25 protein-coding genes and 1 tRNA gene are annotated in these 25,461 nt (G+C 75.3%); 10 read left to right on the top strand and 16 right to left on the bottom strand.

The features are described from left to right. Window positions 1-14: 14 nt before the first annotated feature. The 4 genes from fliD to E4A51_RS14945 all read right to left on the bottom strand — a co-directional run bounded on the left by fliD (window position 15) and on the right by E4A51_RS14945 (window position 5,383). Window positions 15-1,391, bottom strand: coding sequence for a flagellar filament capping protein FliD (gene fliD / locus E4A51_RS14960; RefSeq protein ID WP_046530108.1), 1,377 nt, complete (start codon window positions 1,389-1,391; stop codon window positions 15-17). Between the two features lie 170 nt (window positions 1,392-1,561). Then, the gene (locus E4A51_RS14955) at window positions 1,562-2,755 is read right to left on the bottom strand and encodes a flagellin (RefSeq protein ID WP_046530107.1); all 1,194 of its coding nucleotides are present in this window, start codon (window positions 2,753-2,755) and stop codon (window positions 1,562-1,564) included. A gap of 124 nt (window positions 2,756-2,879) precedes the next feature. Then, window positions 2,880-4,439 carry a glycosyltransferase family 2 protein gene (locus E4A51_RS14950; protein WP_134852231.1) on the bottom strand — a complete coding sequence of 520 codons (1,560 nt, stop codon included), beginning with the start codon at window positions 4,437-4,439 and terminating at the stop codon, window positions 2,880-2,882. Window positions 4,440-4,516: 77 nt separating this feature from the next. Beyond that, on the bottom strand, window positions 4,517-5,383 hold the full coding sequence (locus E4A51_RS14945) for a sigma-70 family RNA polymerase sigma factor (RefSeq protein WP_240696502.1): 867 nt from the start codon (window positions 5,381-5,383) through the stop codon (window positions 4,517-4,519). 366 nt (window positions 5,384-5,749) lie between these two features. Here E4A51_RS14945 and flgN point away from each other — a divergent pair, with 366 nt between their 5' ends. From flgN to E4A51_RS14920, 5 genes are all read left to right on the top strand, one after another. Continuing rightward, window positions 5,750-6,247 (top strand): flagellar export chaperone FlgN, encoded by a 498-nt coding sequence (flgN, locus tag E4A51_RS14940; RefSeq protein ID WP_226237093.1) that lies wholly within the window; start codon window positions 5,750-5,752, stop codon window positions 6,245-6,247. A gap of 7 nt (window positions 6,248-6,254) precedes the next feature. Next, window positions 6,255-7,673 carry a flagellar hook-associated protein FlgK gene (flgK, locus tag E4A51_RS14935; protein ID WP_087508359.1) on the top strand — a complete coding sequence of 473 codons (1,419 nt, stop codon included), beginning with the start codon at window positions 6,255-6,257 and terminating at the stop codon, window positions 7,671-7,673. Between the two features lie 5 nt (window positions 7,674-7,678). Next, window positions 7,679-8,578, top strand: a complete 900-nt coding sequence (flgL, locus tag E4A51_RS14930; protein WP_046530104.1) for a flagellar hook-associated protein FlgL — start codon at window positions 7,679-7,681, stop codon at window positions 8,576-8,578. After that, complete coding sequence (locus E4A51_RS14925; protein ID WP_070318889.1) at window positions 8,575-9,015, top strand: flagellar assembly protein FliW; 441 nt, start codon at window positions 8,575-8,577, stop codon at window positions 9,013-9,015. The genes flgL and E4A51_RS14925 overlap by 4 nt, the downstream gene beginning before the upstream one ends. Window positions 9,016-9,094: 79 nt before the next feature. After that, on the top strand, window positions 9,095-10,303 hold the full coding sequence (locus tag E4A51_RS14920; RefSeq protein ID WP_046530102.1) for an EAL and HDOD domain-containing protein: 1,209 nt from the start codon (window positions 9,095-9,097) through the stop codon (window positions 10,301-10,303). Window positions 10,304-10,404: 101 nt separating this feature from the next. Here E4A51_RS14920 and groL read toward each other — a convergent pair whose 3' ends face one another. Further along, a complete protein-coding gene (gene groL, locus E4A51_RS14915; protein WP_046530101.1) occupies window positions 10,405-12,030 on the bottom strand; it encodes a chaperonin GroEL in 1,626 nt (541 codons plus the stop codon). Window positions 12,031-12,259: 229 nt separating this feature from the next. On the opposite strand from groL, the gene E4A51_RS14910 reads away from it, so the two are divergent. Further along, entirely contained in the window at window positions 12,260-13,732 is a 1,473-nt protein-coding gene (locus E4A51_RS14910) for a glycoside hydrolase family 15 (protein WP_134852229.1), read from the top strand. Window positions 13,733-13,804: 72 nt separating this feature from the next. Here the strand turns inward: E4A51_RS14910 and E4A51_RS14905 are convergent, their stop codons facing one another. The 3 genes from E4A51_RS14905 to E4A51_RS14895 all read right to left on the bottom strand — a co-directional run bounded on the left by E4A51_RS14905 (window position 13,805) and on the right by E4A51_RS14895 (window position 15,198). Then, window positions 13,805-14,008, bottom strand: coding sequence for a cold-shock protein (locus E4A51_RS14905; RefSeq protein ID WP_070318887.1), 204 nt, complete (start codon window positions 14,006-14,008; stop codon window positions 13,805-13,807). Between the two features lie 152 nt (window positions 14,009-14,160). After that, a complete protein-coding gene (locus E4A51_RS14900; protein WP_070318886.1) occupies window positions 14,161-14,784 on the bottom strand; it encodes a LytR C-terminal domain-containing protein in 624 nt (207 codons plus the stop codon). Window positions 14,785-14,883: 99 nt separating this feature from the next. Next, window positions 14,884-15,198 (bottom strand): DUF3263 domain-containing protein, encoded by a 315-nt coding sequence (locus E4A51_RS14895; RefSeq protein ID WP_046530098.1) that lies wholly within the window; start codon window positions 15,196-15,198, stop codon window positions 14,884-14,886. Window positions 15,199-15,345: 147 nt separating this feature from the next. Between E4A51_RS14895 and E4A51_RS14890 the strand changes: the two genes are divergently transcribed. Continuing rightward, a complete protein-coding gene (locus E4A51_RS14890) occupies window positions 15,346-16,020 on the top strand; it encodes a uracil-DNA glycosylase (RefSeq protein WP_046530097.1) in 675 nt (224 codons plus the stop codon). 22 nt (window positions 16,021-16,042) lie between these two features. Next, complete coding sequence (locus tag E4A51_RS14885; protein ID WP_070318885.1) at window positions 16,043-16,912, top strand: SGNH/GDSL hydrolase family protein; 870 nt, start codon at window positions 16,043-16,045, stop codon at window positions 16,910-16,912. A 15-nt stretch (window positions 16,913-16,927) separates the two neighbouring features. On the opposite strand, the gene E4A51_RS14880 is transcribed toward E4A51_RS14885, so the two are convergent. The 4 genes from E4A51_RS14880 to E4A51_RS14870 form a co-directional block, all read right to left on the bottom strand. Then, the gene (locus E4A51_RS14880; RefSeq protein ID WP_134852228.1) at window positions 16,928-17,743 is read right to left on the bottom strand and encodes a hypothetical protein; all 816 of its coding nucleotides are present in this window, start codon (window positions 17,741-17,743) and stop codon (window positions 16,928-16,930) included. Then, window positions 17,740-18,240 (bottom strand): signal peptidase I, encoded by a 501-nt coding sequence (locus tag E4A51_RS18430; protein WP_167748931.1) that lies wholly within the window; start codon window positions 18,238-18,240, stop codon window positions 17,740-17,742. Before E4A51_RS18430 ends, E4A51_RS14880 begins: the two co-directional genes overlap by 4 nt. 2 nt (window positions 18,241-18,242) lie before the next feature. After that, the gene (locus E4A51_RS18425) at window positions 18,243-18,737 is read right to left on the bottom strand and encodes a hypothetical protein (protein ID WP_046530093.1); all 495 of its coding nucleotides are present in this window, start codon (window positions 18,735-18,737) and stop codon (window positions 18,243-18,245) included. Between the two features lie 277 nt (window positions 18,738-19,014). Beyond that, window positions 19,015-20,193, bottom strand: a complete 1,179-nt coding sequence (locus tag E4A51_RS14870) for a sensor histidine kinase (protein ID WP_070318881.1) — start codon at window positions 20,191-20,193, stop codon at window positions 19,015-19,017. A gap of 77 nt (window positions 20,194-20,270) precedes the next feature. On the opposite strand from E4A51_RS14870, the gene E4A51_RS14865 reads away from it, so the two are divergent. Continuing rightward, window positions 20,271-20,945 carry a response regulator transcription factor gene (locus E4A51_RS14865; protein WP_070318880.1) on the top strand — a complete coding sequence of 225 codons (675 nt, stop codon included), beginning with the start codon at window positions 20,271-20,273 and terminating at the stop codon, window positions 20,943-20,945. Window positions 20,946-21,050: 105 nt separating this feature from the next. Continuing rightward, window positions 21,051-21,812 carry a deoxyribonuclease IV gene (locus E4A51_RS14860; RefSeq protein ID WP_174524290.1) on the top strand — a complete coding sequence of 254 codons (762 nt, stop codon included), beginning with the start codon at window positions 21,051-21,053 and terminating at the stop codon, window positions 21,810-21,812. Window positions 21,813-21,841: 29 nt separating this feature from the next. Here E4A51_RS14860 and E4A51_RS14855 read toward each other — a convergent pair. The 4 genes from E4A51_RS14855 to E4A51_RS14840 form a co-directional block, all read right to left on the bottom strand. After that, a tRNA-Thr gene (locus E4A51_RS14855) sits at window positions 21,842-21,918 on the bottom strand. Window positions 21,919-21,993: 75 nt separating this feature from the next. Then, window positions 21,994-22,920, bottom strand: coding sequence for a thioredoxin domain-containing protein (locus E4A51_RS14850; protein WP_070318879.1), 927 nt, complete (start codon window positions 22,918-22,920; stop codon window positions 21,994-21,996). A 54-nt stretch (window positions 22,921-22,974) separates the two neighbouring features. Beyond that, window positions 22,975-23,481, bottom strand: a complete 507-nt coding sequence (locus E4A51_RS14845; protein WP_134852226.1) for a hypothetical protein — start codon at window positions 23,479-23,481, stop codon at window positions 22,975-22,977. A 46-nt stretch (window positions 23,482-23,527) separates the two neighbouring features. Continuing rightward, on the bottom strand, window positions 23,528-25,399 hold the full coding sequence (locus E4A51_RS14840) for a serine/threonine-protein kinase (protein WP_134852225.1): 1,872 nt from the start codon (window positions 25,397-25,399) through the stop codon (window positions 23,528-23,530). Between the last annotated feature and the right edge of the window lie 62 nt (window positions 25,400-25,461).

Here is a 25,461-nt window from a genome sequence, read left to right as displayed (position 1 = left end):
GGTCCCTCCGGTGGTCAGCTCTGCTTCTGGTCGTTGGCGAGGTAGCTCGACAGGTAGCTCGCCTGCGAGTTCATGCGCGCGAGCGTCTTCTCGAGCGACGCGTACATCCGCTCGAGCCCGACGCGCCGGGCGGCGAGCCGCTCGTCCCACGCCGTGATGCGCTCGGTGAGGTCCTTGACCGCGTCCTGGTGCCCCGTGATCGCGGTGGTGATCGTGCCTTCCTTGCTGTCGGACGCCGTCTTCGCGGCCTCCGACAGGCGCGCCGCGACGCCCTGCACGACCGCGGCGACCTTGTCCGGGTCCTTCGCGGCGGCCGCCGTGTACACGGCGTCGTCGAACGTGAAGGTGCCGTCCTTCTGGATGACGATGCCGACGTCGGCCGGCGAGACGCCGTCGACCGGCATCGACCCGAGCGCGAGCATGTTCTGCTGCAGCATCCGCACGCCCGCGTCGCCGGCGAACAGCCCGCCCGACACCACGGTGCGCCCGTCCTCCGACGTCGACGTCGTGGACTTGGTGCGCGACGCGATCTCGGAGAGCACGACGTTGAGGTTCGCGACGAGGCCCGAGGCGAGCGACTTCACGGTCGAGTCGTCGCGCGTGAGGTCGAGCGTCAGCGGCTTGGCGTCGGCGGCGGTCTCGGCCGTGACGGTGAGGTCGACGCCCGTGAGGACGCCGGTGATCGTGTTCGTGGGCGACGTGAGGCGCTGCGCGCCGGGCGTCCCGGGGAACAGCGTGATCGCGGCGTCGCGCGCCTCGCGCACGGTGTCGAGCGCGAGGTTCCCGCCGTCGTGGGCGATCGTGAACGCGTTGCGCCCGCCGGTCTCGGTGCCGGTGACCTGGAGCCGGTAGGTCGACTCGCCCGTCGGGTTGCCGTCGACGTCGAGCTTGTCGACCTTGACGGCCGTGGCCCGCACCCCGGTGCCCGCGCCGTTGAACGCCTCGACGATGTCCGGGACCGACGTCGAGTCGGCCGTCACCGTGACGGTCTCGCCGCCGCGCGTGATCGTGAACGACGGCTTCTCGGACGCGAACGTCGTGGGCAGCGCCACGAGCGACGCCTGGGACTGCGCGACGGCGTCGACGCGGAACGTCAGCGTGCCGAGCTGCGCGCCCGCGCTCACGGTCGCCGAGGCGCCCGGCGTGCCCGAGGTGCCGGGCTGCGTCACGGCGGCCTTGACGGCGTTCCAGGACTCGGGCTTGGCCGCCTTCGCGGCGTGCTCCGCGAGCGACGCGACCTTGGTGTTGAGCGCCTGGAGCGCCGTCACCAGGGCGGACGCGGTCGACTTCTTCTGCACCAGCAGGCTCTGCTGGCCGCTCTGCAGCGTGATCAGGCTGTCGATGTACTCGCCCGTCTTGATGCCGCTGACGAGCCCGTCGATCGCCGCCATGTCCGCGTCCTCCGCTGTGCCGTGCCGTCACGTACTGCCGGCACCTGCGTGCCCGCCGGCGCCCGCCGGGACGGTCGGTGCCGATGTGCCGACCGGCGGTGGGGGGACGGTCGTCCACCCACCGCCGGTCGAGGGTCGTGCTGGTGGTCACCTCACGGCGACCGGGTACCTCACTGCAGGAGCGAGAGCACCGACTGCGGCAGGTTCTTCGCCTGCGCGAGCATCGCGGTGCCCGCCTGCGAGAGGATCTGCGAGCGGGTGAACGACACCATCTCCTGCGCCATGTCCGTGTCACGGATCCGGCTCTCCGACGCGGACAGGTTCTCGACCGCGACGTTGAGGTTGTTGATGGTGTGGTCGAACCGGTTCTGCACGGCACCGAGCTGCGAGCGCAGCTTGGAGACCGAGCCGATCGCCTTGTCGATGTCCTTGATCGCGAGGTCCGCGCCGCTGGCCTGCGTGAAGCTAATCTTCGTGGCGGCGTTGTTCTCGTCGACCTCGGCCTGCGTGGCGGCGGTCGCGGCGGCCGAACCCGTGAAGGTCAGGCCCGTGGTGCCCGCGGCGGCGACCGTGATGCCGGTGCCGAGCTTGGCCTCGATGGCGCCGGTCAGGGCGGCCAGGCGCTCGGTGGCGTCCGCACCCGCCTTGAACTCGATCGTCGACAGGTCGATGCTCTTGCCGCCGTAGTTCACGGTGCCGTTGAGCGTGTCGAACGTCTCCGACTTGGTGAAGTCGCCCGCGAGCTCGAACGAGCCGGCCGTGCCGACCGCGCCCGTCGTCGCCGCACCGGCCGCCGTGGCGCCGGCCGTGGCGATGCCCGCCGCGAGCTTGGTGACGTCCACGCCGTTGACGCCGAGGCCGGACGCGTCGACCGCGGTGCCGATCTTGACGTCGATGCGCTCGCCCGTGTTGGCGCCGACCTGGAAGCGGCCGTCGTACGAGCCGTCGAGCAGCTTGCGCCCGTTGAACTGCGTGGTGTCGGCGATCCGGGTGAGCTCGTCCTTCAGCTGGCCGATCTCGTCCTGGATGTTCGTCTTCGCGGAGGTCGACAGACCGCCGTCGTTCGCCGCCTGCACCGACAGCGTGCGCATGCGCTGCAGGATCGAGTGCGTCTCGGTGAGCGCACCCTCAGCGGTCTGGACGACCGAGATGCCGTCCTGGGCGTTGCGGACGGCCTGCTTGGTGCCACCGATCTGGGCGCGCAGGCCCTCGGAGATGGCCAGACCCGCCGCGTCGTCGGCGGCGCGGTTGATCCGCAGGCCGGACGACAGCTTCTCGAGCGACTTGGAGAGGTCGCCCTGGGTGGTGCCGAGGTTGCGGTACGCGTTGAGCGCCGCGACGTTCGTGTTGATCGAGAGACCCATGGTTCTCATTCCTCCTGAAGTCGGGTCGTTGCCAGCCCATCCGTGGGCACGTCCCGCCTATCGGAGGCGCGGGGCGGGTGCTGAGGACTCCGGTGCAGGAATCTCGCGGCGCCCGCCGCGGGCGTCAGCCCGCGCGGCCGACGAGGCCGGGGGCCAGCACGTCGAGCTGGTCGAGCAGCTCGGCCTCGTGCTCGGGCGCGACGAGCGGCAGCGCGTCGGCGAGGCCGTCCCGCCCGCGCGGGTCCCGATAGACGTCCCAGGCGAGCGCGCCCGCGAGAGCGCGCTGCCGCGGGTCGCACGCGGGGTCGCACGCGATGACCACGAGCGGGCAGAGCTCGGCCAGGCCGTGCGTGCGCAGCGACGCGGCCCACGTCGCGGCCTCCTCGAGCGAGAGCCGCCGCGCGACGTGGCCGCACGCGACCGCGGTGCGCAGGTCGCGCGGGCGCGCCTCGTTGAGCAGCAGGAGGAACGCGCGCGAGCGCGGTGCGCCGTCGGGTGCGGCGAGCACCTGCTGCACGCACGTGTGCACGTACACGTGCCACTCGTCGTCGCGCACCGCGGCGAGCACCTCGAGCACCTGCGCGCGGTCGAACAGGTCGAGCAGCCCCGTGGGCGAGACCGCGACGTGGCCGCGCCCGACGGCCTCCACGACGACGCGCAGCGCCTCGCGGCGCCGCCCGAGCTGCGCGAGCGCCCAGGCCCACGGCGCGGTGTGCGCGTACTTGTCGAACCGCAGGCCCATGGCGTCCACCGCGGTGGTCGGCACCCGGCGCAGCGCCTCGAGCGCGGCCTCGGCGTCGCCGCGCCGGGCGGCCAGGCGTGCGCGCGCGGCGTCGACCCAGGCCGCGGTGCCCGCGTTCTCGGCCCACACCGCGAACCAGTGCTCGCGCGCCGCGTCGTCCTCGACGGCCGTCGCGGCGTCCACCATGGCGCGCGCGAGCTGGACCGCCTCGGCGGGCGTCAGCAGGCCGGACGCGTGCGCGGCGTGCGCGGTCGCGAGGGCCTCGGGGAGCTCGGCGTCGAGCATGAGCGAGCGCGCGAGGTTCGCGCGGCGCGCGGCGACGACGGCCGGGGCCGCGTCCGCGGCGAGCGCGGCGTCGAGCGCGGCGCGTGCGATGCGCACGTTGCGCGCCCCCTTGTCCTTGGCGGCCAGGACGTCGGGGCGGTAGCCGACGTGCACGAGGGCGACGCCCGTCGCCCGCCGCAGGCGGGTCGGCGCGCCGTCGAGGCGCACGGGCTGCTCGTGGAGCGCCCCCTCCCAGCGGACCGCCGCCCGCCGCACGAGGCGCGCGCCGAGGAAGCTGCCGGACTCCCCCGCGGCGCGGTCGGCGACGTCGACGATCGTGACGGTGAGCACGTCGGCGTCGGCGTCGTGCCGGGCGAGCTCGTGCCGCAGCGCGTCGCCGTCGCCCTCGAACCGCTCGTCGGCGTCGATCGCGAGCACCCACCGCCCGGTCGCGTGCGCGAGGGCGCGGTTGCGCGCGGCGCCGAAGTCGTCGTCCCAGCGGCCCTCGACGACGGTCGTGGCGAGGCGGCGCGCGATCTCGCGCGTGCGGTCGCTCGATCCGGTGTCGTAGACGACGACCTCGTCGGCCCACGCGACGGACGCGAGGCACTCCTCGAGGACCGCCTCCTCGTCCTTGACGATGAGGACGGCGGACACGGTGGTGGCGGTGCGGGACATGCGTCCTCCGGCGGGTGACGTGGCGACGCCCACCCATCGGCGGCCGCGCGGCCGCGCTGAGCCGTCCGGGGGACGCGTCAGGCGATCGTGCGCAGCACGCCGTCGTGCGCTCCGGTGCGCGGCGTCGGGACGACGTCGAGCGTGGCGCCCGCGGCCGACGACAGCGCGGCGCGGGCCGCGACGGACGCGTAGTAGGCCTGCCGGCGGCGCTCGGCGACGCCGTCGGGGCGCGCGGGGGCGGCGACGAGGTCGGGGTCGAACGCGGTGTTGAGGCCGTCGCGCAGCAGGCCGAGGGCCTCGGTGCGCAGCTGGCTGATGCGCGACTGCGTCACGCCGAGGTCCTCGGCGAGCTCGGCGATCGTGCGGTCATCGAGGTAGAGGCCGGCGATGACGACGCGCAGCCGCTCGGGCAGCTCGGTGACGGCCGCGCGCAGCCAGTGCACGCGCTCGCCGGCGAGCACGTGCTCCTCGGGCGTCTGCTGCGCGTCGCGCAGCGTCTCGGCGACGGGCGTGCCCGGCACGTCGAGGGACAGCACGCGACGCTCGGCGTCGGCGCGCGCCTCGTCGACCGCGGTGACGGCCACGCCGAGGGTCTCGGCGAGCTCGGCGCGGGTCGGGGTGCGGCCGAGCACGCCGCGCAGCCGGTCGGTCGCGGCCTCGAGGTCGCGCGAGCGGCGGCGCGCGCCGCGGCTCGCCCAGTCCATCGAGCGCAGCTCGTCGAGCAGCGCGCCCTTGATGCGCAGCGTCGCGTACCGCGCGAACGGCACGTTGGTCGACGGGTCGTAGGCGCGGGCCGCGAGGACCAGGGCGAGGGCGCCGGCGGACGCGAGCTCGTCGCGGCTCACCGTCGGGGGCACGCGGTGGAGGATCTCGGACACGTTGTAGCCCACGATCGGCAGGTGCTCGACCACGAGGTCCGTGACGTCCACGAGGGTGCTGTTCACGCTCACACCGATGGCCTCGGTCGGGGCCGGCGCGAGGTTGAGGGTGGGCGCGCACCCACGTTCCGAGGGCAGGAAACGCCTCATTGGGACCTTCGTGCGCGACCGGGCCGACGAACCGGTCCGAACCCCCGTAGACGGCCTCGCGCCTGTGACATAGATCACATCCGTTTCACGCGCCCATCCCCTCGTGACCGCGCAAGCGCTTCCGATCAGGCGTGACGCCCGCGGCAGGTCACGGCGTCCCGGTTGCCTCGGGCAGATGTGCGCCGCAGGCCGCGCGAAACCGTCAGATCCTCCCGCGGTCGTCCGATGGGTAGCGTCGACAGGCCGGTGCGGCGAACCGACGCGACGAGGAAGAGGTGGACGGTGGATCTGCGACCCACCCTCGAGCAGCTGTCGGAGGTCCTCTGGCGCGAGCGCCACCTGCTCGAGCTGCTGCTGTTCAAGCTCGAGGAGGAGCAGCTCGTGCTCAGCTCGGGCCGCACCCGCTGGCTCGGCCACGCCACGCGCGAGGTCGAGGCCGTCCTCGACGAGATCCGCACGGCCGAGCTCGGCCGTGCCACCGAGGCCGACGCCGTCGCGCGCCTGCTCGGGCTCGACCCGGGCGCCGGCCTCGCCGAGCTCGCCGCGCACGCCCCGTCCCCCTGGGACGACCTCCTGCGCACGCACCGCGACGCGTTCGCGTCGCTCACCGCCGAGATCTCCGCGCTCGCCGACGGCAACCGCGAGCTGCTCGCGGTGTCGCACCGCGCCGCGCAGGAGACCCTCATGTCGTTGCACGACACCGTGCAGACCTACGACGGGCTGGGCCAGCGCGCCACCGTCGAGACCCCCCACGCCCGCCTCGTCGACCGGTCGATCTAGGAGACCCGTGAGCACCTTCTCCGGACTCGGGACCGCCCTGAGCTCGCTCATCGCCCAGCGCCAGGCCCTCGACGTCTCGGCGCAGAACATCGCCAACGCCAAGACCGACGGGTACACGCGCCAGCGCGTCAACCTCTCCCCGGTCGCGGCGCAGAGCGTCCCGTCGATGTTCGCGACGTCGAACGGCGTCGGCCAGGGCGTCAGCAGCACGGGCACCGTCCGCCTCGGCGACGTGTTCCTCGACGCCAAGGTCCGCGCGGCGGCCGGCACGGCCGGCCAGCTGACGGCGCGCGCCGACGCGTACACCTCGCTCGAGAAGAGCCTCGGCGAGCCCGCCAAGACCGGCCTCGGCGGTCAGCTCTCCGACCTGTGGGCCGGGTTCGCCGACCTCGCCAACGGCGCCAACCGGGAGTCCGCGCGGGCCGTCGTCCTCGAGCGCGGCAACGCGGTCGCGACGCGCCTGCACACGCTGTACTCCGACGCGGCCACGCAGTGGCAGCAGAGCCTGAGCACCACCGTCGCGCTCGTCGACCGCGTCAACGCGGCCGCGTCCTCGGTCGCCGACCTCAACGAGCGCATCCTCGCGATCGAGAGCTCGGGCGGGACCGCCCACGAGCTCTCCGACCAGCGCGACGCGCTCGTCACCGAGCTGTCCTCCCTCGTGGGCGCGTCGAGCCGGGTCCGCGAGAACGGCCAGGTCGACGTGCTCGTCAGCGGCAACCTGCTCGTGACCGGCAAGGACGTCAGCGAGCTCGCCGTGACCGGCGCGAACGCGTTCTCGCAGGCCACCGCCGGCACCGCGGTGTCCGTCGTGTGGGCCGACCACCCGACGCTCCCGGCCGGCCTGCAGGGCGGCCGCGTCGCGGGTCTGCTCTCGGTGCTCGCACCCCCCGACCAGGGCGGGATCCTCACGGGCGCCGCGCAGCAGTACGACAAGGTCGCCCAGCAGCTCCACGACCAGGTCAACGCGCTGCACGCGACCGCGCGCCGCGAGGACGGGACCCCGGGCGGCGACTTCTTCGCGGTCACCGCCGGCGAGCCCGCCGCGCTCAGCCTCCGCGTGGCGCTCACGCAGGGCAGCGAGGTCGCGGCCGGCGAGGACGGCAAGGGCCCGTTCGACGGCTCGGTCGCGACCGAGATCGCGCGGCTCGGCAGCGCCAACGACGGCCCCGACGCGCTGTGGCGCTCGGTCGTCACCGACATCGGCGTCAAGACGGCCAGCGCGACGTCGCGCGCGACCGTCGCGAACGTCGGGCTCGTGTCCGCCGAGAACCAGCAGCTCGCGAACGCGTCCGTCGACATCGACGAGGAGACGGTGAACATGCTCGCGCACCAGCGCGCGTACGAGGGCGCCGCCCGCGTGCTCACCGCGATCGACGAGATGCTCGACACCCTCATCAACCGCACCGGCATCGTCGGGAGGTGACCGGCATGGTCACACGCGTCACGCACAGCACCATCCAGCGCTCGACGCTGGCGAACCTGCAGGCGAGCCTCGCCGCGGGCGCCCGGCTCCAGGCGCAGATGTCGAGCGGCACCAAGATCGCGGTGCCGTCCGACGACCCCGCCGGCGCGCACGACCTGCTGCGCCTGCGGGCCGACCTGCGGGCCGTCACGCAGTACGAGCGCAACCGCGCCGACGGCGACGCGTGGCTCGCGACCGTCGACGAGGCGGTCCGCGAGTCCCTGTCCATCGCGAACGCGACGCGCGTCCTGGTGGTCCGTGCCGAGAACGGCTCGCTGAGCGCCGACGCGCGCGAGGCCCTCGCCGCCGAGATCGAGGCGCGCCGCGACGAGCTGCTGCAGCAGGCCAACGCGTCCTACTCGGGTCGCCAGGTCTTCGCCGGCACCAGCAAGGACCCGGCGTTCACGGTGGACCCGGCCGCGACCCCGCCCTACGTCTTCAACGGCTTCGCCGGCGCCACGGTGACGCGCGAGGTCGGCCCGGGCGCGACCGTCCGGGTGGACGCCGACGGCGGGCAGACCTTCGGCACCGGGGACGACTCGGTGTTCGCGGTCCTGGACCGCGTCGCCGCCGCGATCCGCTCGGGCAGCACCGACATGTCGACGCACCTCGACGCGGTCGACGGCCGCATCTCGGCGATGCTCGAGCAGGTCGCGTCGGTCGGCGCACGGCACGGGCAGGTCATCGCCGCGAAGGACGTCCTCATGGCCCGGACGGTCACGCTCAAGGAGCAGATCGGCGGCATCGAGGACATCGACCTCGCCCAGATCACGCTCGACGTGCAGGCCCAGGAGGTCGCCTACCGCGGGGCGCTGGGCGCTGCGGCCAAGGTCCTGCAGCCCTCGCTCCTGGACTTCCTGCGATGAGCGCGCTGCACGCCGCCCCCGTCACGGTCGTCACGCCCGCCGGCCCGCGCGACCTGCCGCCGCTGCTGCGGGTCGCCACCGAGCTGCCGGGCCTGCCCGGCCACCACGAGTGGACGCTCGCACCGCTCGACGAGACCGGGCTGCTGTTCACGCTGCGGTCCGAGCCGGACGGCGTGCGGCCGGCACGGCTGTTCGTCGTCGAGCCGCACGCGTTCTTCCCGGACTACGCGCCGACGGTCCCGTCCGAGGCCCGCGCGACGCTGGGGCTCGCGCCCGACGAGGCGCCGGTGCTGCTCGTGGTCGTCCACCCCGCGGACGACGACCGGGCGCACCCGTCGGCGAACCTGCTCGCCCCCGTGGTCGTGCACCCCGCGGACGGCCGCGCGCTGCAGGTCGTGCTCGAGGACGACCTGCCGCTGCGCGCACCGCTGGCCTGACGACGCGCGGCCCATATCTCTCAGCGCGGGTCCGCACGTGCCGATGGAGGGGTGAAATCACCCCTGCCCGGGAGGCCGTGTGACCACCCCGACCAGCAACGCCCGCGCCAGCGCGTCGATCCTCCGCCAGCCGGTCGTCCACCCCGACCGGAGCATCTTCGCGTACGCCGTGCGCGGGATCGTGCCCGACGGCTCCGGTCTCCCCCTGCCGGAGGAGTCCGTCGAGCACCTCGTCGACGCGATGTTCCGGACGATCGACCTCACGCGCCTCGCGGGTGAGCGGCCGCTCGTGATCCGCCCGACGCGCTCGGTGCTCGCGAACCCCGCGGCGCTGCTCGAGCTGCCGCACGGCGTGGTCGTCGAGGTCCCGCCGCACCTGCAGTCGGCGACCGGTGCGGCCGACCGGCTGGGCGGGCTCGTCGAGGACGGCGTGCGCCTCGCGCTCGCCGACTACAGCGGCACGCCCCAGCAGGTCGCGCTGCTGCCGTACGTCCAGATGGTCAAGGTCGACGCGGCGCAGGACCCGGCACGGCTCGCCGAGCTCACGGCGCAGGCCGCGTCGCGCGGCGCGGTCGTCGTCGCGGAGAACGCCACGACCCGCGACCGGGTCGACGCCGCGCTCGAGGCGGGCGCCGAGTTCCTGCAGGGCCCGCTCGTGCTCGAGCAGCGGCCCGTCGAGCCCGTCCGGTCGTTCACGGTCGGCGAGATCCAGTGCCTCGAGGTGATCCGGCTCGTCTCCGGGCCGACGCCGGACCCGGCGGCGTGCGCGCAGACCGTCGCGAGCGACCCCGAGCTGTCGATCCGCGTGCTGCACCTCGTGAACTCGTCGGCCATGGGCGTGCGCCACAAGGTCGACTCGGTGCACCGCGCCGTCGTGCTCGTGGGGCCGCGCCAGCTCGGTGCGCTCGCGACCGCGGCCCTCGTGGGGTCCACGCCGGCCGCGATGGAGACGCTGTGGTACCTCCTGACCCGCGCGACCGCCGTCTCGAGCATCACGGGTGACGACACCGGGTACACCGTGGGCCTGCTGTCGGCCGTCGCGGCGCAGCTCAAGGTCGCGCCGTCGCAGGTCGTCTCGCGCACGGGCGTCTCGCACGAGGTCGCCGCAGCGCTCGAGCACCACCAGGGCCGCTACGGCCAGGCCCTGGCGGCCGTCCTCGCGCAGGAGAAGAACGACCCGGCGGGCGTCGCCGCGACGGGCCTCGACCCGTACGACGTGGGCCGCGTCTACCTCGACGCGGTCTCGAGCGCGCTGTCGCTCGCGAGCCGCCTCGCGGCGGCGGGCTGACGCACCGGCCGGTCGCGCTCGGCGCACCGGCCACGGACGAGCGGAGGGCCGCTCACCCCGCGGGGTGAGCGGCCCTCCGTGTCATGCGGGGACTGCGTGGCTCAGAAGCCGCCGCCGAAGTCCTCGCCACCGCCGGGCGCGGCCGGGGCGGCCTTCTCCGGCTTGTCGGCCACGACGGCCTCGGTGGTGAGGAACAGACCGGCGATCGACGCGGCGTTCTGCAGCGCCGAGCGCGTGACCTTGACCGGGTCGTTGACGCCCGCGGCGAGCAGGTCCTCGTACGTGTTGGTCGCGGCGTTGAGGCCGTGACCCGTCGGGAGGTTGCGCACCTTCTCGGCGACGACGCCGCCCTCGAGACCGGCGTTGATCGCGATCTGCTTGAGCGGGGCCTCGATCGCGAGCTTCACGATCTGCGCACCGGTCGCCTCGTCGCCCTCGAGCACGAGGGTCTCGAACGCCTTGGCACCGGCCTGGATGAGCGCGACGCCACCACCGGCGACGATGCCCTCCTCGACGGCCGCCTTCGCGTTGCGCACGGCGTCCTCGATGCGGTGCTTGCGCTCCTTGAGCTCGACCTCGGTCGCCGCGCCCGCCTTGATGACGGCGACGCCGCCCGCGAGCTTGGCGAGGCGCTCCTGGAGCTTCTCGCGGTCGTAGTCGGAGTCCGAGTTCTCGATCTCGGCGCGGATCTGGTTGACGCGGCCCTGGATCTGGCCGGCGTCGCCACCCCCCTCGACGATCGTGGTCTCGTCCTTGGTCACGACGACCTTGCGCGCCGTGCCGAGCACCTCGAGGCCGACCTGGTCCAGCTTGAGGCCGACGGTCTCGGAGACGACCTGGCCACCGGTGAGGACGGCCATGTCCTGCAGCATCGCCTTGCGGCGGTCGCCGAAGCCCGGCGCCTTGACGGCGATGGACTTGAAGATGCCGCGGATCCGGTTCACGACGAGCGTCGCGAGCGCCTCGGACTCGACGTCCTCGGCCACGATGAGCAGCGGCTTGCCGGCCTGGATGACCTTCTCCAGCAGCGGCAGCAGGTCCTTGACGTTCGAGACCTTGGACTCGACGAGCAGGACGTACGCGTCCTCGAGGACCGCCTCCTGGCGCTCCGGGTCGGTCACGAAGTACGCCGACAGGTAGCCCTTGTCGAAGCGCATGCCCTCCGTGAGCTCGAGCTCCAGGCCGAGGGCGTTCGACTCCTCGACCGTGATGACGCCCTCCTTGCCGACCTTGTCGAGCGCCTCGGCGATGAGCTCGCCGATCGCCGGGTCGCCGGCCGAGATCGCGGCCGTGGCGGCGATCTCCTCCTTGGTCTCGACCTCCTTCGCCTGGTCGAGCAGCTGGGCGGTGACCGCCTCGACGGCCTTCTCGATGCCCTTCTTCAGGGCGATCGGGTTGGCGCCGGCCGCGACGTTGCGCAGGCCCTCGCGCACGAGCGCCTGGGCCAGGACGGTGGCGGTGGTGGTGCCGTCGCCCGCGACGTCGTCGGTCTTCTTGGCGACCTCCTTGACGAGCTCCGCACCGATCTTCTCGTACGGGTCCTCGAGGTCGATCTCCTTGGCGATGGAGACGCCGTCGTTCGTGATCGTCGGCGCGCCCCACTTCTTGTCGAGCACGACGTTGCGGCCCTTGGGGCCGAGGGTGACCTTGACGGTGTCGGCGAGCGTGTTGAGCCCGCGCTCCATGCTCCGCCGGGCCTCCTCGTCGAAGGCGATGATCTTGGCCATGGGGCTGTGATCCTTCTTCCGGTTCGTGGGGTGGCCGGTCGGTGCCCGCGACGGACGGGCCGCCGTGCGCGCTCACGTCCCACGCGCGACGGCCCTCACCTACGGCCGGTGTGCTGCTGTCACTCTCCACCGGAGAGTGCTAAGTCAATGGTTAGCACTCGACCCCTCCGAGTGCAAGCAGCGCCCGTGGTCCTGCCGTCCGCCCGCCGCGAAGGTCTAGGGTGCCGTCGTGCCCGACGCCGTCGTCGTGAGCCGCGCCCGGCGCGCCCGCGCCCGCGCGGTCGTCGTGCTGGTCGGGGCGCTGCTGGCGGCCGTGGCGCCGGCGCCCGCGGACCGCGCCGCCCCCGCACCGCCGGGCCCTCCGGCCGCCGCGTCGTCCACCGGGACGGGCACCGGGGCGGGGGCCGTCGGCGGGGTCGGCGCGGGCGTCGGGGCGTCGAGCACGACGCACGCACGGATCGACCTCTACCAGCAGGCGGTCGCGGTGCTGCCCGACGGCGCGCGGGCCGAGGTCCCCGTGGCCGCCGTCGCGACGTACCTGCCGGGCACGCGCGTGCCCGACCCGGCGGTCGCGGTGCTCACCGCGGCGCTCGGCGGCACGCCGACGACGACGGTGCCGCTCGGGCCGCGGGCCGCCCGGGCCGCCGCTGCCGAGCAGCGGGCCTGGCTCGCCGCCGGGACCGTGCCCGGCGACGACGGCCGGTACGCGGGCCTGGCACGCGCGGCGCTGCTCGACCTGCACGCCCTGACGGTCGACGGCGTCGTGGTCGCCGGGTGGTCGCCGCACTGGCGGTACGTGTGGCCGCGGGACGCGTCGTTCGTCGCGGTCGCGCTCGCCCGCACGGGCCGCGTCGCGGACGCGCTCGCGCTGCTCGACTTCCTGGCGGACGTGCAGGAGCCGGACGGGTCGTTCGAGGCGCGGTACCGGCCCGACGGCTCCGGGCCGCCCGACGACCGCGGCACGCAGAGCGACGGCACGGGCTGGTCGATGTGGGCGGCGGGCCTGGTGCTCGCCGAGGTGCCGGCGGCCGAGCGGCCGGCCGTCGCGGCGCGTCTCGCACCGCTCGTGTCGCGGTCGGCGGCGCACGCGCTGACGCTCGTGGCCGGGGGCCTGCCGCCGGCGTCGCCGGACTACTGGGAGGTCGCCGAGCACGAGGTCACGCTCGGCACGGCGGCCCCGCTCGTGGCCGGCCTCGAGCAGGCGGCGGCGGTGCTGTCGGCGGCCGACCGCCCCGACGACGCCGCGCGGGCCCGCGCCGGCGCGGCACGGGCGCGGGACGCGGTCGTCGCGGCGTTCGGGCCGGGCGGCTACGGGCGCTACCCGTCGCGCCCGGTCCCCGACGCCGCGAGCGCGTTCGTCCTCGCGCCGTTCTGGGCGCAGCCGCCCGCGGACGGCGCCGCGGCGTGGCGCGCGTCGGTGCCGTCGATGCTGCGGCCCGCGGCCGGGCTGGCACCGGGCGGCGCGTGGCGCCGCGACGGCGTGTCGTGGACGCCGCAGACCTCGCTGTACGCCTGGGTCGCCGCCGAGCAGGGCGACGTCGCGACGGCGACGCGCTGGCTCGACGTCATCGACGCGCACCGCACGGCGTCCGGGTCGATCCCGGAGAAGCTGCTCGCGGACGGTGCGCCCGCGGCGGTCGCGCCGTTGGCGTGGAGCGCCGCGTGCGTGCTGCTCGCGCTCGACGCGCTCGACGGGTCGTGACGGACGTCCGCGGCGGGCCGGGGCACGACGACGGCCCGGCCGCCGGGGCGACCGGGCCGTCCGTCCGCGCCGTCAGACCGGACGCACCTGCTCGGCCTGCGGGCCCTTGGTGCCCTGCCCGACCTCGAAGGCGACCGCCTGTCCCTCCTCGAGGGTGCGGTAGCCGTCGACCTGGATCGCGCTGTAGTGCACGAAGAGGTCCTGGCCCCCGCCCTCGGGCGTGATGAAGCCGAACCCCTTCTCCGCGTTGAACCACTTGACCGTGCCCTGGGCCATGCCGTGCTCCTCGACGTCCGGTGCCCGGGGAGATCCGCCGTCGCCCCGGTGCCCGGAGCCTAGTGCGGGGCGTGGACGCGCGACCAGGGTCCGCTCAGGTGACGTGACGGGCCGTGACGTGCCGTGGCGGCGCGGGCGCCCGCCGGGGCCTGTCAGCCGCGCGGGTCGGTGACGAGGACGACGGAGACGCCGGTGCCGGCGCGCTGGGCGTCGACGACGATCGTCGGCACGTTCACGGTGCTCGCGACGAGGTCGGCCGTCGCCCGCAGGTCCTCCGAGGCGATGAACACCGTGGACTGCGCGGGCAGCGAGCCGGTGGCGTTGTCGGGCGTCACGTCCGTGAAGCCCGCGGTCTCGAGCTGTCCCGCGACCTCGGCGGCCAGGCCGGCCACCCGCGCACCGTTGAGCACGCGCACCGGCGTGGTCAGCACGGGCTGCGGCGCCTCGACGGTCTCCTCGGGCGCGGGCGTCGGCTGCTCCTCGGCCCCGTCGGTCGCGGGGTCCTCGGCGCCGTCGGTCGCGGGGTCGTCGGCGGGCGGCTCCTGGACCTCGCCGCTGGTGCCGCCCTGGGGCTGCGACGCGTCGCCAGGCAGGTTGCCGGTGCGCGACAGGAAGGTCACGACGCCCCAGGCGAGCGCGGGCACGACGACGAGCACGACGAGGAACGGCCACCACTTGCTCCACGTGGAGCGCGGGGCACGGTGCACACCCGTCGGGGCGTCGGGCGAGATCGCGTCGAACTCGTCCTCGGGGTACGGGTAGTCGGCCTTGCTCACGGCCGCAAGGCTAACGTCTCGGGGCCGCCGCACCGGCCAGGCCCGCCGCACGGCCGCGCCGCCGGGGCGACATACCCGGACGGACGGGGCACCTGCCGCTCAGCCCTCGGCGCCGAGGCGGCGCGCGGTGCGCGCGCGCTGCCGCGAGGACCGCATGCGCCGCAGCCGCTTGACGAGCATCGGGTCGTGCGCGAGGGCCGCCGGGTCGTCGATGAGCGCGTTGAGGAGCTGGTAGTAGCGCGTGGCGGACATGTCGAACAGCTCGCGCACGGCCTGCTCCTTCGCGCCGGCGTACTTCCACCACTGGCGCTCGAACTCGAGGACCTGCCGGTCGCGGTCGCTGAGGCCGTCGGCCCCGCGCGCGTCGTCGCGGACCTCGTCGCCCGGGGAGGCGGGCGCCGCGCTCGCGTCCATGGTTCCTCCTCGTGCCGGCCGTGCGGGTCGCGCTGCTCCGCGTCATGGTACGTGCGGAACCACACCGGTGTCATTCGTCCGCGCGCGGCGGTCGGCGCGTCGTCGTCCGCCTCCGTGCGGGGGCCGCCACGGGTAGCGTGCGGGCTCGTGACCGCGCCTCTCGACCAGCTCGTCGCGCCCGACTGGGCCGCTGCCCTGGCCCCCGCCGAGCCCGCGCTGCGCGCGGCCGGCCAGTTCCTGCGCGAGGAGGTCGCCGCGGGCCACGCCTACCTGCCGGCGTCCGACGCGATCCTGCGCGCGTTCCAGCGCCCGCTCGCGGACGTGCGCGTCCTGGTGGTCGGGCAGGACCCGTACCCGACGCCGGGGCACCCCATGGGGCTGTCGTTCTCGGTGCAGCCCGACGTGCGGCCGCTGCCGCGCTCGCTCGCGAACGTGTTCCGCGAGCTCGTCGACGACCTGGGGGTCCCCGCCCCCACGAGCGGCGACCTGTCGCCGTGGGCGGACCAGGGCGTGATGCTGCTCAACAGGGTCCTCACCGTGCGGCCGGGCGCGCCGGCCTCGCACCGCGGCCGCGGCTGGGAGCAGGTCACCGACCGCGCCATCGCGGCGCTCGTGGAACGCGGCGGGCCGCTCGTCGCGGTGCTGTGGGGCCGCGACGCGCAGTCGCTGCGCCCGGCGCTGGGCGACGTCCCCGTGGTCGCGAGCCCGCACCCGAGCCCGCTGTCCGCGAGCCGCGGGTTCTTCGGGTCGCGGCCGTTCTCGCGCGTCGACGCGCTGCTGCGCGAGCAGGGCGCCGCACCGGTGGACTGGCGCCTGCCCTGACCCGACGGCGCATGATGGGGCCATGACGTCCGCGCGCGACCCCGAGGGCCCGACCGCTCCGCGACCCGCCGACGCCCCGCCCGGCGGCCCCGCCGCCGCGGGCGACCCGCCGCGGTGGTCGCGGTACGTCGCGGTCGGCGACTCGTTCACCGAGGGCCTGTGGGACGCGCCCGACGGCGAGGACGCACCCCTGCGCGGCTGGGCGGACCAGCTCGCGTCGCACCTGTCGGCGCGCCGCACGGCCGCGGGCCTGCCGGCGCTGGAGTACGCGAACCTCGCGGTGCGCGGTCGCCTCATGCGCCCGATCCTCACCGAGCAGGTGCCGGCCGCCCGGGCGATGGCGCCCGACCTCGTGAGCCTCGTCGGGGGCGGCAACGACATCCTGCGCCCGTCGGTGGACGTCGACCGTGTCGCGGCGGACCTCGAGCGCGCGGTCGCGCGGCTGCGCGCGGACGGTGCCGACGTCCTGCTGTCGACGGGCTTCGACGCGCGCGAGAGCCCGCTGGTGCGCACGACGCGGAGCCGCACGGGCGTGTTCAGCGCGCACGTGTGGTCGATCGCGCGGCGGCACGGCGCCTTCGTGCTGGACCTGTGGGGCATGCGCAGCCTGCTGGACTGGCGCATGTGGGCCGAGGACCGGATCCACCTCACGACCGACGGGCACGCACGCGTCGCGCAGGCCGCGCTCGTGGCGCTCGGCCTGCCGCCCGACCGGCCCGACTGGGACGACCCCCTCGCGCCGCTCCCGCCGGTCCCGCGCCTCGAGCGCGTGCGCGCCGACGCGCACTGGCTGCGCGAGCACGCCTACCCGTGGGCCACGCGGCGGCTGCGGCGGCGGTCGTCGGGCGACGCGCGCGTCGCGAAGCGGCCCGACCCGCTGCCGGTCGACTGACGCGCCCGCCCGCCGTCAGGGGCAGGTGAGCAGGCCGCCGGAGCCGGTGAGGTCGCCGCGCAGCTGGATCGACGACGTGCGCCCGTCCTGCACCTGGTGGAACGACCCCCACGCGGTCGTGCCGCGCACGGTCACGACGCGCGGCGCGTCGCCGCACGCGCTCGCCGCGACCCGCACGAGCCCGCCGGTGCCGTCGGTGAGCGCCCGCGCGAGGAACGGCAGCTCGGGGTCGGAGAGGTCGACGTCGACCTGCCACGTGACGGGCGTGGGGCTGGTCGAGGACACGACGACGTTCGCGAGCCACGTGGTCGGCGTCGGGTAGCCCCACTGCTGGCGGTTCACGAGGGTCGCCGTGCACGACGCGGCGGGGTCGTCCGGCACGGTGCACCGCACGAACGGCTGCGGACCGCTCCAGGTGGACGGCACGAGCCAGCCGTCGACCGTCACGCGGGGCACGAGAGCGGCGGCCGGGGTGAAGGCGCCCCCGGCGACGGTGGTCGTCGCGGCCGCGGTCGCCTGGCCGGCGAACCGGCGCGACTGCGCGGCGGACGACGTCACCGCGGGGTCGTACAGCGTGACGACGAGGGGTCGCCCGACGCACGCGGCCTGCACACCGGTCACGCGCACGGCGGTGCCGGACGCGGCGGTGACGGTGACGGGCGCCTCCTGGCAGCGCTGCGCCGTGGCGGCCCACGCGCGCGCACCGGCGCCGGTGAGCGGCAGGCCGGCGGCGGACGCGACCTGCGCGGCGAGGAGGACCAGCGTGACGGCGAGCACGGCGGCGCCGCTCAGCGTCACGGCGATGCGGCGCACGGCGCGGCGCCGGGTCACGTGCGCACCCGCGGTGCGGACGGCCACACGACGAGCGCGAGCGCGAGCACGAGCACGCTGGCCCACACGCCCGGGGTCGCGGCCCAGCCGACGGCGAGCCCGAGGCGCGGCACGTGCAGGACCTCGACGCCGACGACCTCGTGCTGCGTCGGGGTGAACGGGTCCGCCGCGTCGTTGTTGTCGCCCTGCAGCCGCCACCCGTCGGGGTCGCCGCCGATGACGCGGTGGATGATGCGCGCGCCGTCCAGCGCGGCGGGCCGGTAGATGACGACGTCGCCGACCTGGGGCACGCCGCACCGCGCGACGACGATGTCGCCCGTGCGGTAGGTGGGCTCCATCGAGTGCCCGGAGACGAGCGTGAACGACGTGCAGCCGCCGAGGTTCGTGGGCCACAGCAGCAGCACGACGACGCCGAGCACGGCCCAGCCGGCCGCCGTCCGCGCAGCACGCAGCACCCGCCGGGTCCCGGCGGGTGCTGCGAGCTGGACGCGGGGCACGGTCAGGCGCCGTACACCGTGACGGCGACCTTGCTGATGCTGTTGATCTGCGCGGGCGTCAGCGCCGAGCCGAAGGCGGGGGTGCCGCCGTTGAGCGTGAGCGTCACGGCGCCGCCGGACGCGGGCACGGTCCCGCTGTAGGTGGCGCCGATCTGGGTGCCGGACGCGGAGCCGAGCGCGACCTTGACGGTCTTGCCGCCGCAGGCCGCGTCGAACGACGTGAGGGTGAGCGCGTCGGCCTCGGCCGCGAAGCCGAACTGCGCACCGGTGCCGAGCGAGCCGGGGGTGCCGGAGGCGAGGCCGTAGGAGACGGCGACGGTGCTGGTCTGGCAGACCGCGGTCGTGACGGCGGCGGTGCCGGCCTGCGCGACCGACGCGGACGTGCCGTTGACGTTGAGCTGCGACGCGGACGCGAGCGACAGGCCGGCGACGCCGAGCACGCCGAGACCGACGGCGAGGAGCTTGCGACGGTTGGCGCGCTTCGAGGACGTGGACACGGGGAGGACCTCTTCTTGGACAGGTGTTCAGATGGGCTCCTCTCCACTATCGATCGGCGCGCTCACCCCTCCGGCGGAGGCCTAGGTGAAAACTCCCGGGGGTCGTCGGAGATGCCCGAGTTCTTCACCCGCGAACCCGGCGGAAAACGCCTTCTCTGAGACGCGTACCCGCAGGTCAGGGGGACTTTCGTCCTAGGCTGGACGAGTGGCGCAGGTCACTCGTCGGCGCGGTCGCGCACCCGTCCGAGGGTCGGCCCTGCGGCCTGGCCCGACCCGCTCAGTCCGTGCGGTCCTCGCCCGCCAGGACCCCCAGCGGCAGACGCGCGTCGACCACCGCGCCGCCCCCCGGGCCCGGCCCGACGTGCAGCGAGCCGCCCGCGATCCGCAGCCGCTGCGCGAGCCGCGCCGTGCCCGTCGTCGGGTCGGGTTCCTCAGGCGCGTCGAACGACCCGCCGTCGTTGACGACCACGACGTCGAGCACGCCGTCCGTGACGTCCATCCGCACGTCCACGCGTGACGGCGGGCCGTGCTTGAGCGCGTTCGTCACGGCCTCCTCGACGACCCGCACCACGAGCAGCCGCTCGGGGATCGTCAGCCCGCCGCGGGTCGGGTCGTCGACGTGCCGCAGACCCTCGCCGACCTGCAGGTTGGTCGCGATCGTCGCGGGCAGGCGCCCGAGCAGCGCCCGCACGGCCGGCACCACCCCGAGCTCGAGCCGGTCGGGGTAGAGCAGCCGGCTCATGCGCCGGACGTCGAGGTCGCGCGCCTCCGCGAGCTGCGAGCGCACCCAGCGCACGTCGGCCGTCGCGGCCGGCAGCGTGCCCTCGGTCGCGGCCTGCACCGCGTCGAGCCGCGCGTCCACCAGGACCAGGCGCTGCTGCAACGTGCCGTGCAGCCCCTCGGCCACCGCGCGTCGCACCCGGATCTCCTCGTCCTCGAGCGCGCGCACGGCCATCTCGACGCTCACCGCCTCGCGCTCGGCCGCACGCGTCGCGGCGCGCGAGCGCCGCTGCAGCAGCATCGCGGCCACACCGATCGCTGCCGAGATCGTGGCGATCAGCGTGCCGGCGAACGCCTCGGCCTCGAGCGACTCGGTGTCGGACGCCGGGTAGACGCCCAGCACGACCTGCGCCGCGACGCGCAGCGCGCCCATGACGACTGCTGCGCCGAGCCCACGCAGCGCGACACCCACGATCCCGGGCGTGCTGCTCACCCGCAGCAGCACGAGCGCGACCACGAGCCCCGTGACCGCGACCCCGTTCGCCGACAACCGCCGCCACAGCTCGATCTCGCCCCACTCGGGGAGCACCTGGGAGTAGATCCACGAGCTCTGCAGGGCCGCGCCGAACGCGTACCCGAGCGCCACCACGCCTGCGGCGCCCAGCAGCGCGCGACGGTCCTCGACCTCGTCGCGCGTCCGGGTCGCCGTCGCCGCGACCTGCTGTCCGCCCTGCATCTTTTCACCCCGCCCGACGCCCTCGTCCGCGACGCGTCCGCCTGCGTCGACGCGCCTGCGTGACGATACTTGTCCCGATGACTTCAGCCACCCCGCCACGACGACTGCGCGTCGCGGTCGTCGAGGACCAGCCGCTGTTCCGCTCGATGCTCGAGCGGTCGTTCGCCGACGCCGGCGGCTTCGAGGTCGTCACGTCCCTCGGCTCCGCGGTCGAGGCGCGCGCCGTGCTGACGCCGGGCGTCGTGGACGTCGTCGTGCTCGACATCGACCTGCCCGACGGCAACGGCATCGCGCTCGGCGTGACGCTGCGCCGCTCGCAGCCGTCGCTGGGCGTCCTGCTGCTGTCGGCGCACGACGCGATGGACCTGCTGCTCGACCTGCCGCGCGACGTCGCGCACGGCTGGGGCTACCTGTCGAAGACGTCGACGACGAGCGAGGCGACGCTGCTGCACGCGGTGCGCGCGGCGGCCGCGGGCGAGACGGTCCTGGACCCGGCGCTGCTCGAGCGTGTCGCGCCGCGGGCCGGGTCGAGCGTCGCGCGCCTCACGCAGCGCCAGTACACCGTGCTGCGGCTGCTGGCGCAGGGCCTGTCGAACGCGGGGATCGCGGCGCAGCTCGGCATCACCGAGAAGTCGGTGCAGAACCACGTCTACGCGGTCTACACGACCCTCGGCATCGACACCGACCCCGCACGCAACCCGCGGGTGAGCGCGGCGCTGCGGCTGCTCGAGGAGACGGGCCCCGCCCTCTGAGCGCGACGCCCGCCGCGGGACGCCGGCGGCGGGACGCCGGCGGCGCCGCGCGCCCCGGCGTGCGAGCCTGGTGCGGCACATCGTCGAGGACTCGAGGAGGACGTCGTGGTGCTGATCGGCGCGCACGTGCGCGGGGACGACCCGGTGGCGGAGGCGCAGCGCGTCGGCGCACGGGCCGTGCAGGTGTTCCTGGCCGACCCGCAGGGCTGGAAGAAGCCCGTGCGCCGCCCCGACGCGGACGCGCTCGTCGCCTCGGGCCTGGGGATCTACGCGCACGCGCCGTACCTCGTGAACGTCGCGTCGACCAACAACCGCATCCGCATCCCGAGCCGGAACATGATCGCGCAGCACACCGCCGCGGCGGCCGAGCTGGGCGCGCGCGGGCTGGTCGTGCACGGCGGGCACGTGGGCGACGGCGACGACGTCGCGGTCGGGTTCGACAACTGGCGCAAGACGTTCGAGCGCGCGACGTTCCCCGTACGCGTGCTGGTCGAGAACACCGCGGGCGGCGAGAACGCGTGCGCACGCACGCTCGACCGGTGGGCGATGCTGTGGGACGCGATCGGCGGCTACGACGTCGGCGTGTGCCTGGACACGTGCCACGCGTGGGCGGCGGGCGAGGACCTCGAGACGATCGTCGAGCGGCTCACCGCGATCACGGGCCGCATCGACCTCGTGCACGCCAACTCCTCGCGTGACCCGCACGGGTCGAGCCGCGACCGGCACGCGTCGTTCGCGGACGGCACGATCCCGCCCGAGCTGATCGCGCACGTCGTGCGCGAGGCGGGCTGCGACGTGGTCGTCGAGACGCCCGCCGAGGGTCAGGCCGACGACGTGGCGTTCCTGCGCGAGGCGCTCGGCGCCTGAGGGCGGGCGCCCGGCCGCGACGCCCGTGGTGGAGCCCCCTGTCGGATTCGAACCGACGACCCCCTGTTTACAAGACAGGTGCTCTGGCCAGCTGAGCTAAGGAGGCGAGGCGGCCAGGGTACCGGCCGCGACGCGCGCGGGCGCCCGCCCCCGACGAAGGGACGGGCGCCCGCGGCGACGGTCAGCCCTTGGCGGCGACGGCCTGGTTAATCGCCTCGGTCAGAGCTCCGGTCGTGTACAGGTCCGTCTCCCACTTCACACCGTCGATGAGGACGGTCGGAGTCCCAAGGGTCGGGAGGTCGGTCTGCGCCTGCTGCGTGGTCGCGGCCACGAACGGCGCGTACGTGCGCCACGTGCCGTCGCGCGACTCGGTCTCGGAGTCGGACGTCGCGACCTCGTAGGAGCCGTCGACGGTCGCCGTGAACTGGTCGACCACGGACTGCGGGACGCCGACGCCCAGGGCGATCTCGGCGATCTCGGCGTCCTTGAGGCCGTTCGTGTTCTCCTCGGGCTGGTTGTCCTCGGTGTACAGCGCGCTGACGAAGTCGACGTAGTGCTCGGGGTCCTGCGCGGCGACCACGGCGGCCGCGTTGGCGGTGCGCGTCGAGTAGAACGTGCCGCGCGAGGCGCCGTCGAGGAACGAGATGTTCTTGTAGACGACGGTCACGCCGCCCGCCTCGGCGAGACGCTCGAGCTCGGCGCCGTTCGCGCGGTCGAACATGCCGCAGTAGGGGCACATGAAGTCGAAGTAGACCTGGACCTCGACGTCGTCGGGCACGGCCGTGCCGACGCCCTCGGAGCTGACCGGCACGCCGCCCGCGTCGTCGGCCACGTCGGGCCGCTCGACGTCGGCGAGCGCGGGCACGACGGTGTTGGCGGTGCCGCCGGCGTAGACGACGTCGCCGTAGGCCTCGGCGTTGGCCTGGCCCTGGCGGACGATGCCGAAGACGATCGCGCCGAGCACGACGACGGCGGTGACGAGGCCGCCGATGGCGATGAGCCGGGTGCGCTTGGCCTTGCGCTCCTGCTCCTGACGCATGGCGAGGGCCTTGGCGCGCGCCTCGTCGCGGCGCTGCGCCTTGGAGGGACGGGGGTCGTTCGTGGGCATGGGTGCTCCTGGGTGGGGCCGGCGGACCGGCGGGGACGTGCGGGCGGGCGCTGCTCAGCGCGCCGGCGGTCCTCGGTGCGGCCGGGCCGGGTCGAGCACGCGCCCCGCGGGGACCCGCACCGCGACGTCGGCGACGACGCGCACGCGCGCCGGCACGACGACCGGTGCGACCGGCGTCCGCGCGACGAGCCGCGCCGCGAGCAGCGCACGCGCGGTGGCGGCGCCACGCCGGGCGGCGGCGCCCAGGCTGAGCCCGCACGCCGCGAGCAGCACGTGCGCGGCCAGCACGGGCAGCGCCACGCTGAGCAGCACGACGGCGCCCTGCGACGTCGCGCCCAGCCCGACCGCGCCCTCGGGGCACTCGGCGGCCGAGCGCAGCACCGCCAGGCGCATGCCGAGCGCCGCGAGCGGGCCCTCGGCCGCGAGGCACTGGTGCAGCAGCACGCGCCCCTGCACGCCCAGCACGACGGACGCGACCGACAGCAGCACGCCGAGCAGGCCCAGCAGGTGGGCACGCGCGGCGGAGGGGGTCGCCCCTCGCACCGCCCGCGTCACACGCACGGGCCCAGGGTAGGCGTACGCGCGGGCGCGGGTCACGCCGTTCGGCTCACGGGTTCGGCAGGACAGGCGGCTCGGACAGCGGCCACCAGCCGATCGGCCGCGCGTCGACCAGGCCGTCGAACAGCAGCAGCGCGCCGACCAGCGCGAGCACGACGACCACGAGCGCACCCACGGGGCCGGGCGCGACGAGCGCGAGCGTGCGGCGCGCGCCCGTGCGCGTCATGCGCGACAGCGGGCCCCACCACACGAACCCGACGAGCACGAGGGTGAGCGCCGCGACGACCAGCCGCGCCGTCGTGCCCTGCGGGGGCTCGCCGCCCGGCGAGCCGCCGATCTCCCACCGCCCCGAGCCCAGCAGCCACCAGCCGATCCCGCCGACGATCGTCACGACCGCCCCGCCGACCAGCAGCGGGGGCAGCACCGCGAGCCCGGCGCGCAGCAGGTACCAGGGCAGCGCCGTGACGGCCAGCGGCACGTCGGAGCGGCGCACGCCGCGGCGCTCGCGGCGCGTGTGCATGGTCTCGACCGCGAGCCCGACGGTGCGCACGAGCACCGCGAGCACCACGACGACGAGCAGCGTCACGAACGGCTGGAGCATCGCGGCGAGCACCACCACGAGGCCGATCGCGAGCATCGACCCCCAGCGACGACGCGCCGGCGGGCGGACGTACCAGGGGCCGTCGTCGGCGGCGTCGGGGTCCGGCGCGAGGTCGTCGCCGAGCCACCGCTCGTCGCCGTCCTGCCAGTCGCCGTCCTGCCCGTCCTCGTCCTGCCAGTCCTCCTGCCAGGCGTCGGCGGCGGACGGCGGGACCGTCGGGGGCAGCGCTGTCGTCCGGTGCGGGTCGTCGTCGCCGACCGGCACGGCAACGGTGCGCCCGTCGTTGACGGGCACCGCCGCGGAGGCCACGGCGGCTCCGGCGCCGAGCGCCGTGGTCGGCTGCACGTCCCGCGGCGACGACGCGACGTGCTCGGTCGCGAGGTCGTCCTCGTCCGGGCCGTCCCCCTCGTCCTCGTCGAGGTCGTCCGGGTCGACGACGGTCGTCGCGACGTCATCGGCGCCGCCCGCGGGCAGCACGACCGTCGCGACGGCGCCCGGCGGCAGGTCGCCCTCGGCGGCCACGGCGCGCAGGGCCGCGACGACGTCCTCGGGGTCGGTCCGCTCGGCGGGCTCGGGGCGCAGCGCGCCCGCGATCGCAGCTGCGGTCAGCGGGCCGACGTCGGCGAGGTCCGCGTCGCCCGAGCGCGCGCGCGCCAGGACGGCCTCGACGGGCCGGGAGCCGAACGGGTCGCGGCCCGTCGCGGCGAACGCGAGCAGCGCGGCCCAGCCCCACATGTCCGTCGCCGGGCTCGGGTCGCCGCCGTCGAGCAGCTCGGGCGCGAGGTAGCCCGGCGTCCCCAGCACGAGCCCCGCGGTCGTGAGGTTCGCGTCGTCGTCGACGCCCTGCGCAAGCCCGAAGTCGATGAGCACCGGGCCGTCGTCGGTGAGCAGCACGTTCGACGGCTTGAGGTCGCGGTGCACGACGCCCGCCGCGTGCACGGCCGCGAGCGCGGCCCGCAGGCCCTCGGCGAGCGCGACGAGGTCGTCGGCGTCGAGCGGCCCCCGCTCGCGCACGTGCTTGGTCAGCGTGTCCCCGGCGACGAGCTCCGTCACGAGGAACGCCTCGGTGGAGTCCGCCTCGGCGTCGAGCACGGCCGCGACCGCGGGGTGCCGCAGCCGCTGCAGCGCGGCGACCTCGCGCAGCAGTCGCGCGCGCACCGTCGCGTCCGACCCGACGTGCGGGTGCAGCAGCTTGAGCGCGACGGCCGTGCCGCCGCCGTCGACCGCGCGGTACACGGTCCCCATGCCGCCGGAACCGAGCGGGGCCACCACGGTGTACCCGCCGATCTCCGACCCCGGCGTCAGACCGATCCGCTCCATGCCCGGCAACCTAGCCGGTCACGGGCCCGGACGGGTCCTGGCCGTCCCCGAGCGTGTCACCC

It is taken from the genome of Cellulomonas sp. HD19AZ1, from assembly GCF_004535805.1.
GTDB lineage: Bacteria > Actinomycetota > Actinomycetes > Actinomycetales > Cellulomonadaceae > Cellulomonas > Cellulomonas iranensis.
This window is presented reverse-complemented; position numbering and strand designations above follow the sequence as displayed.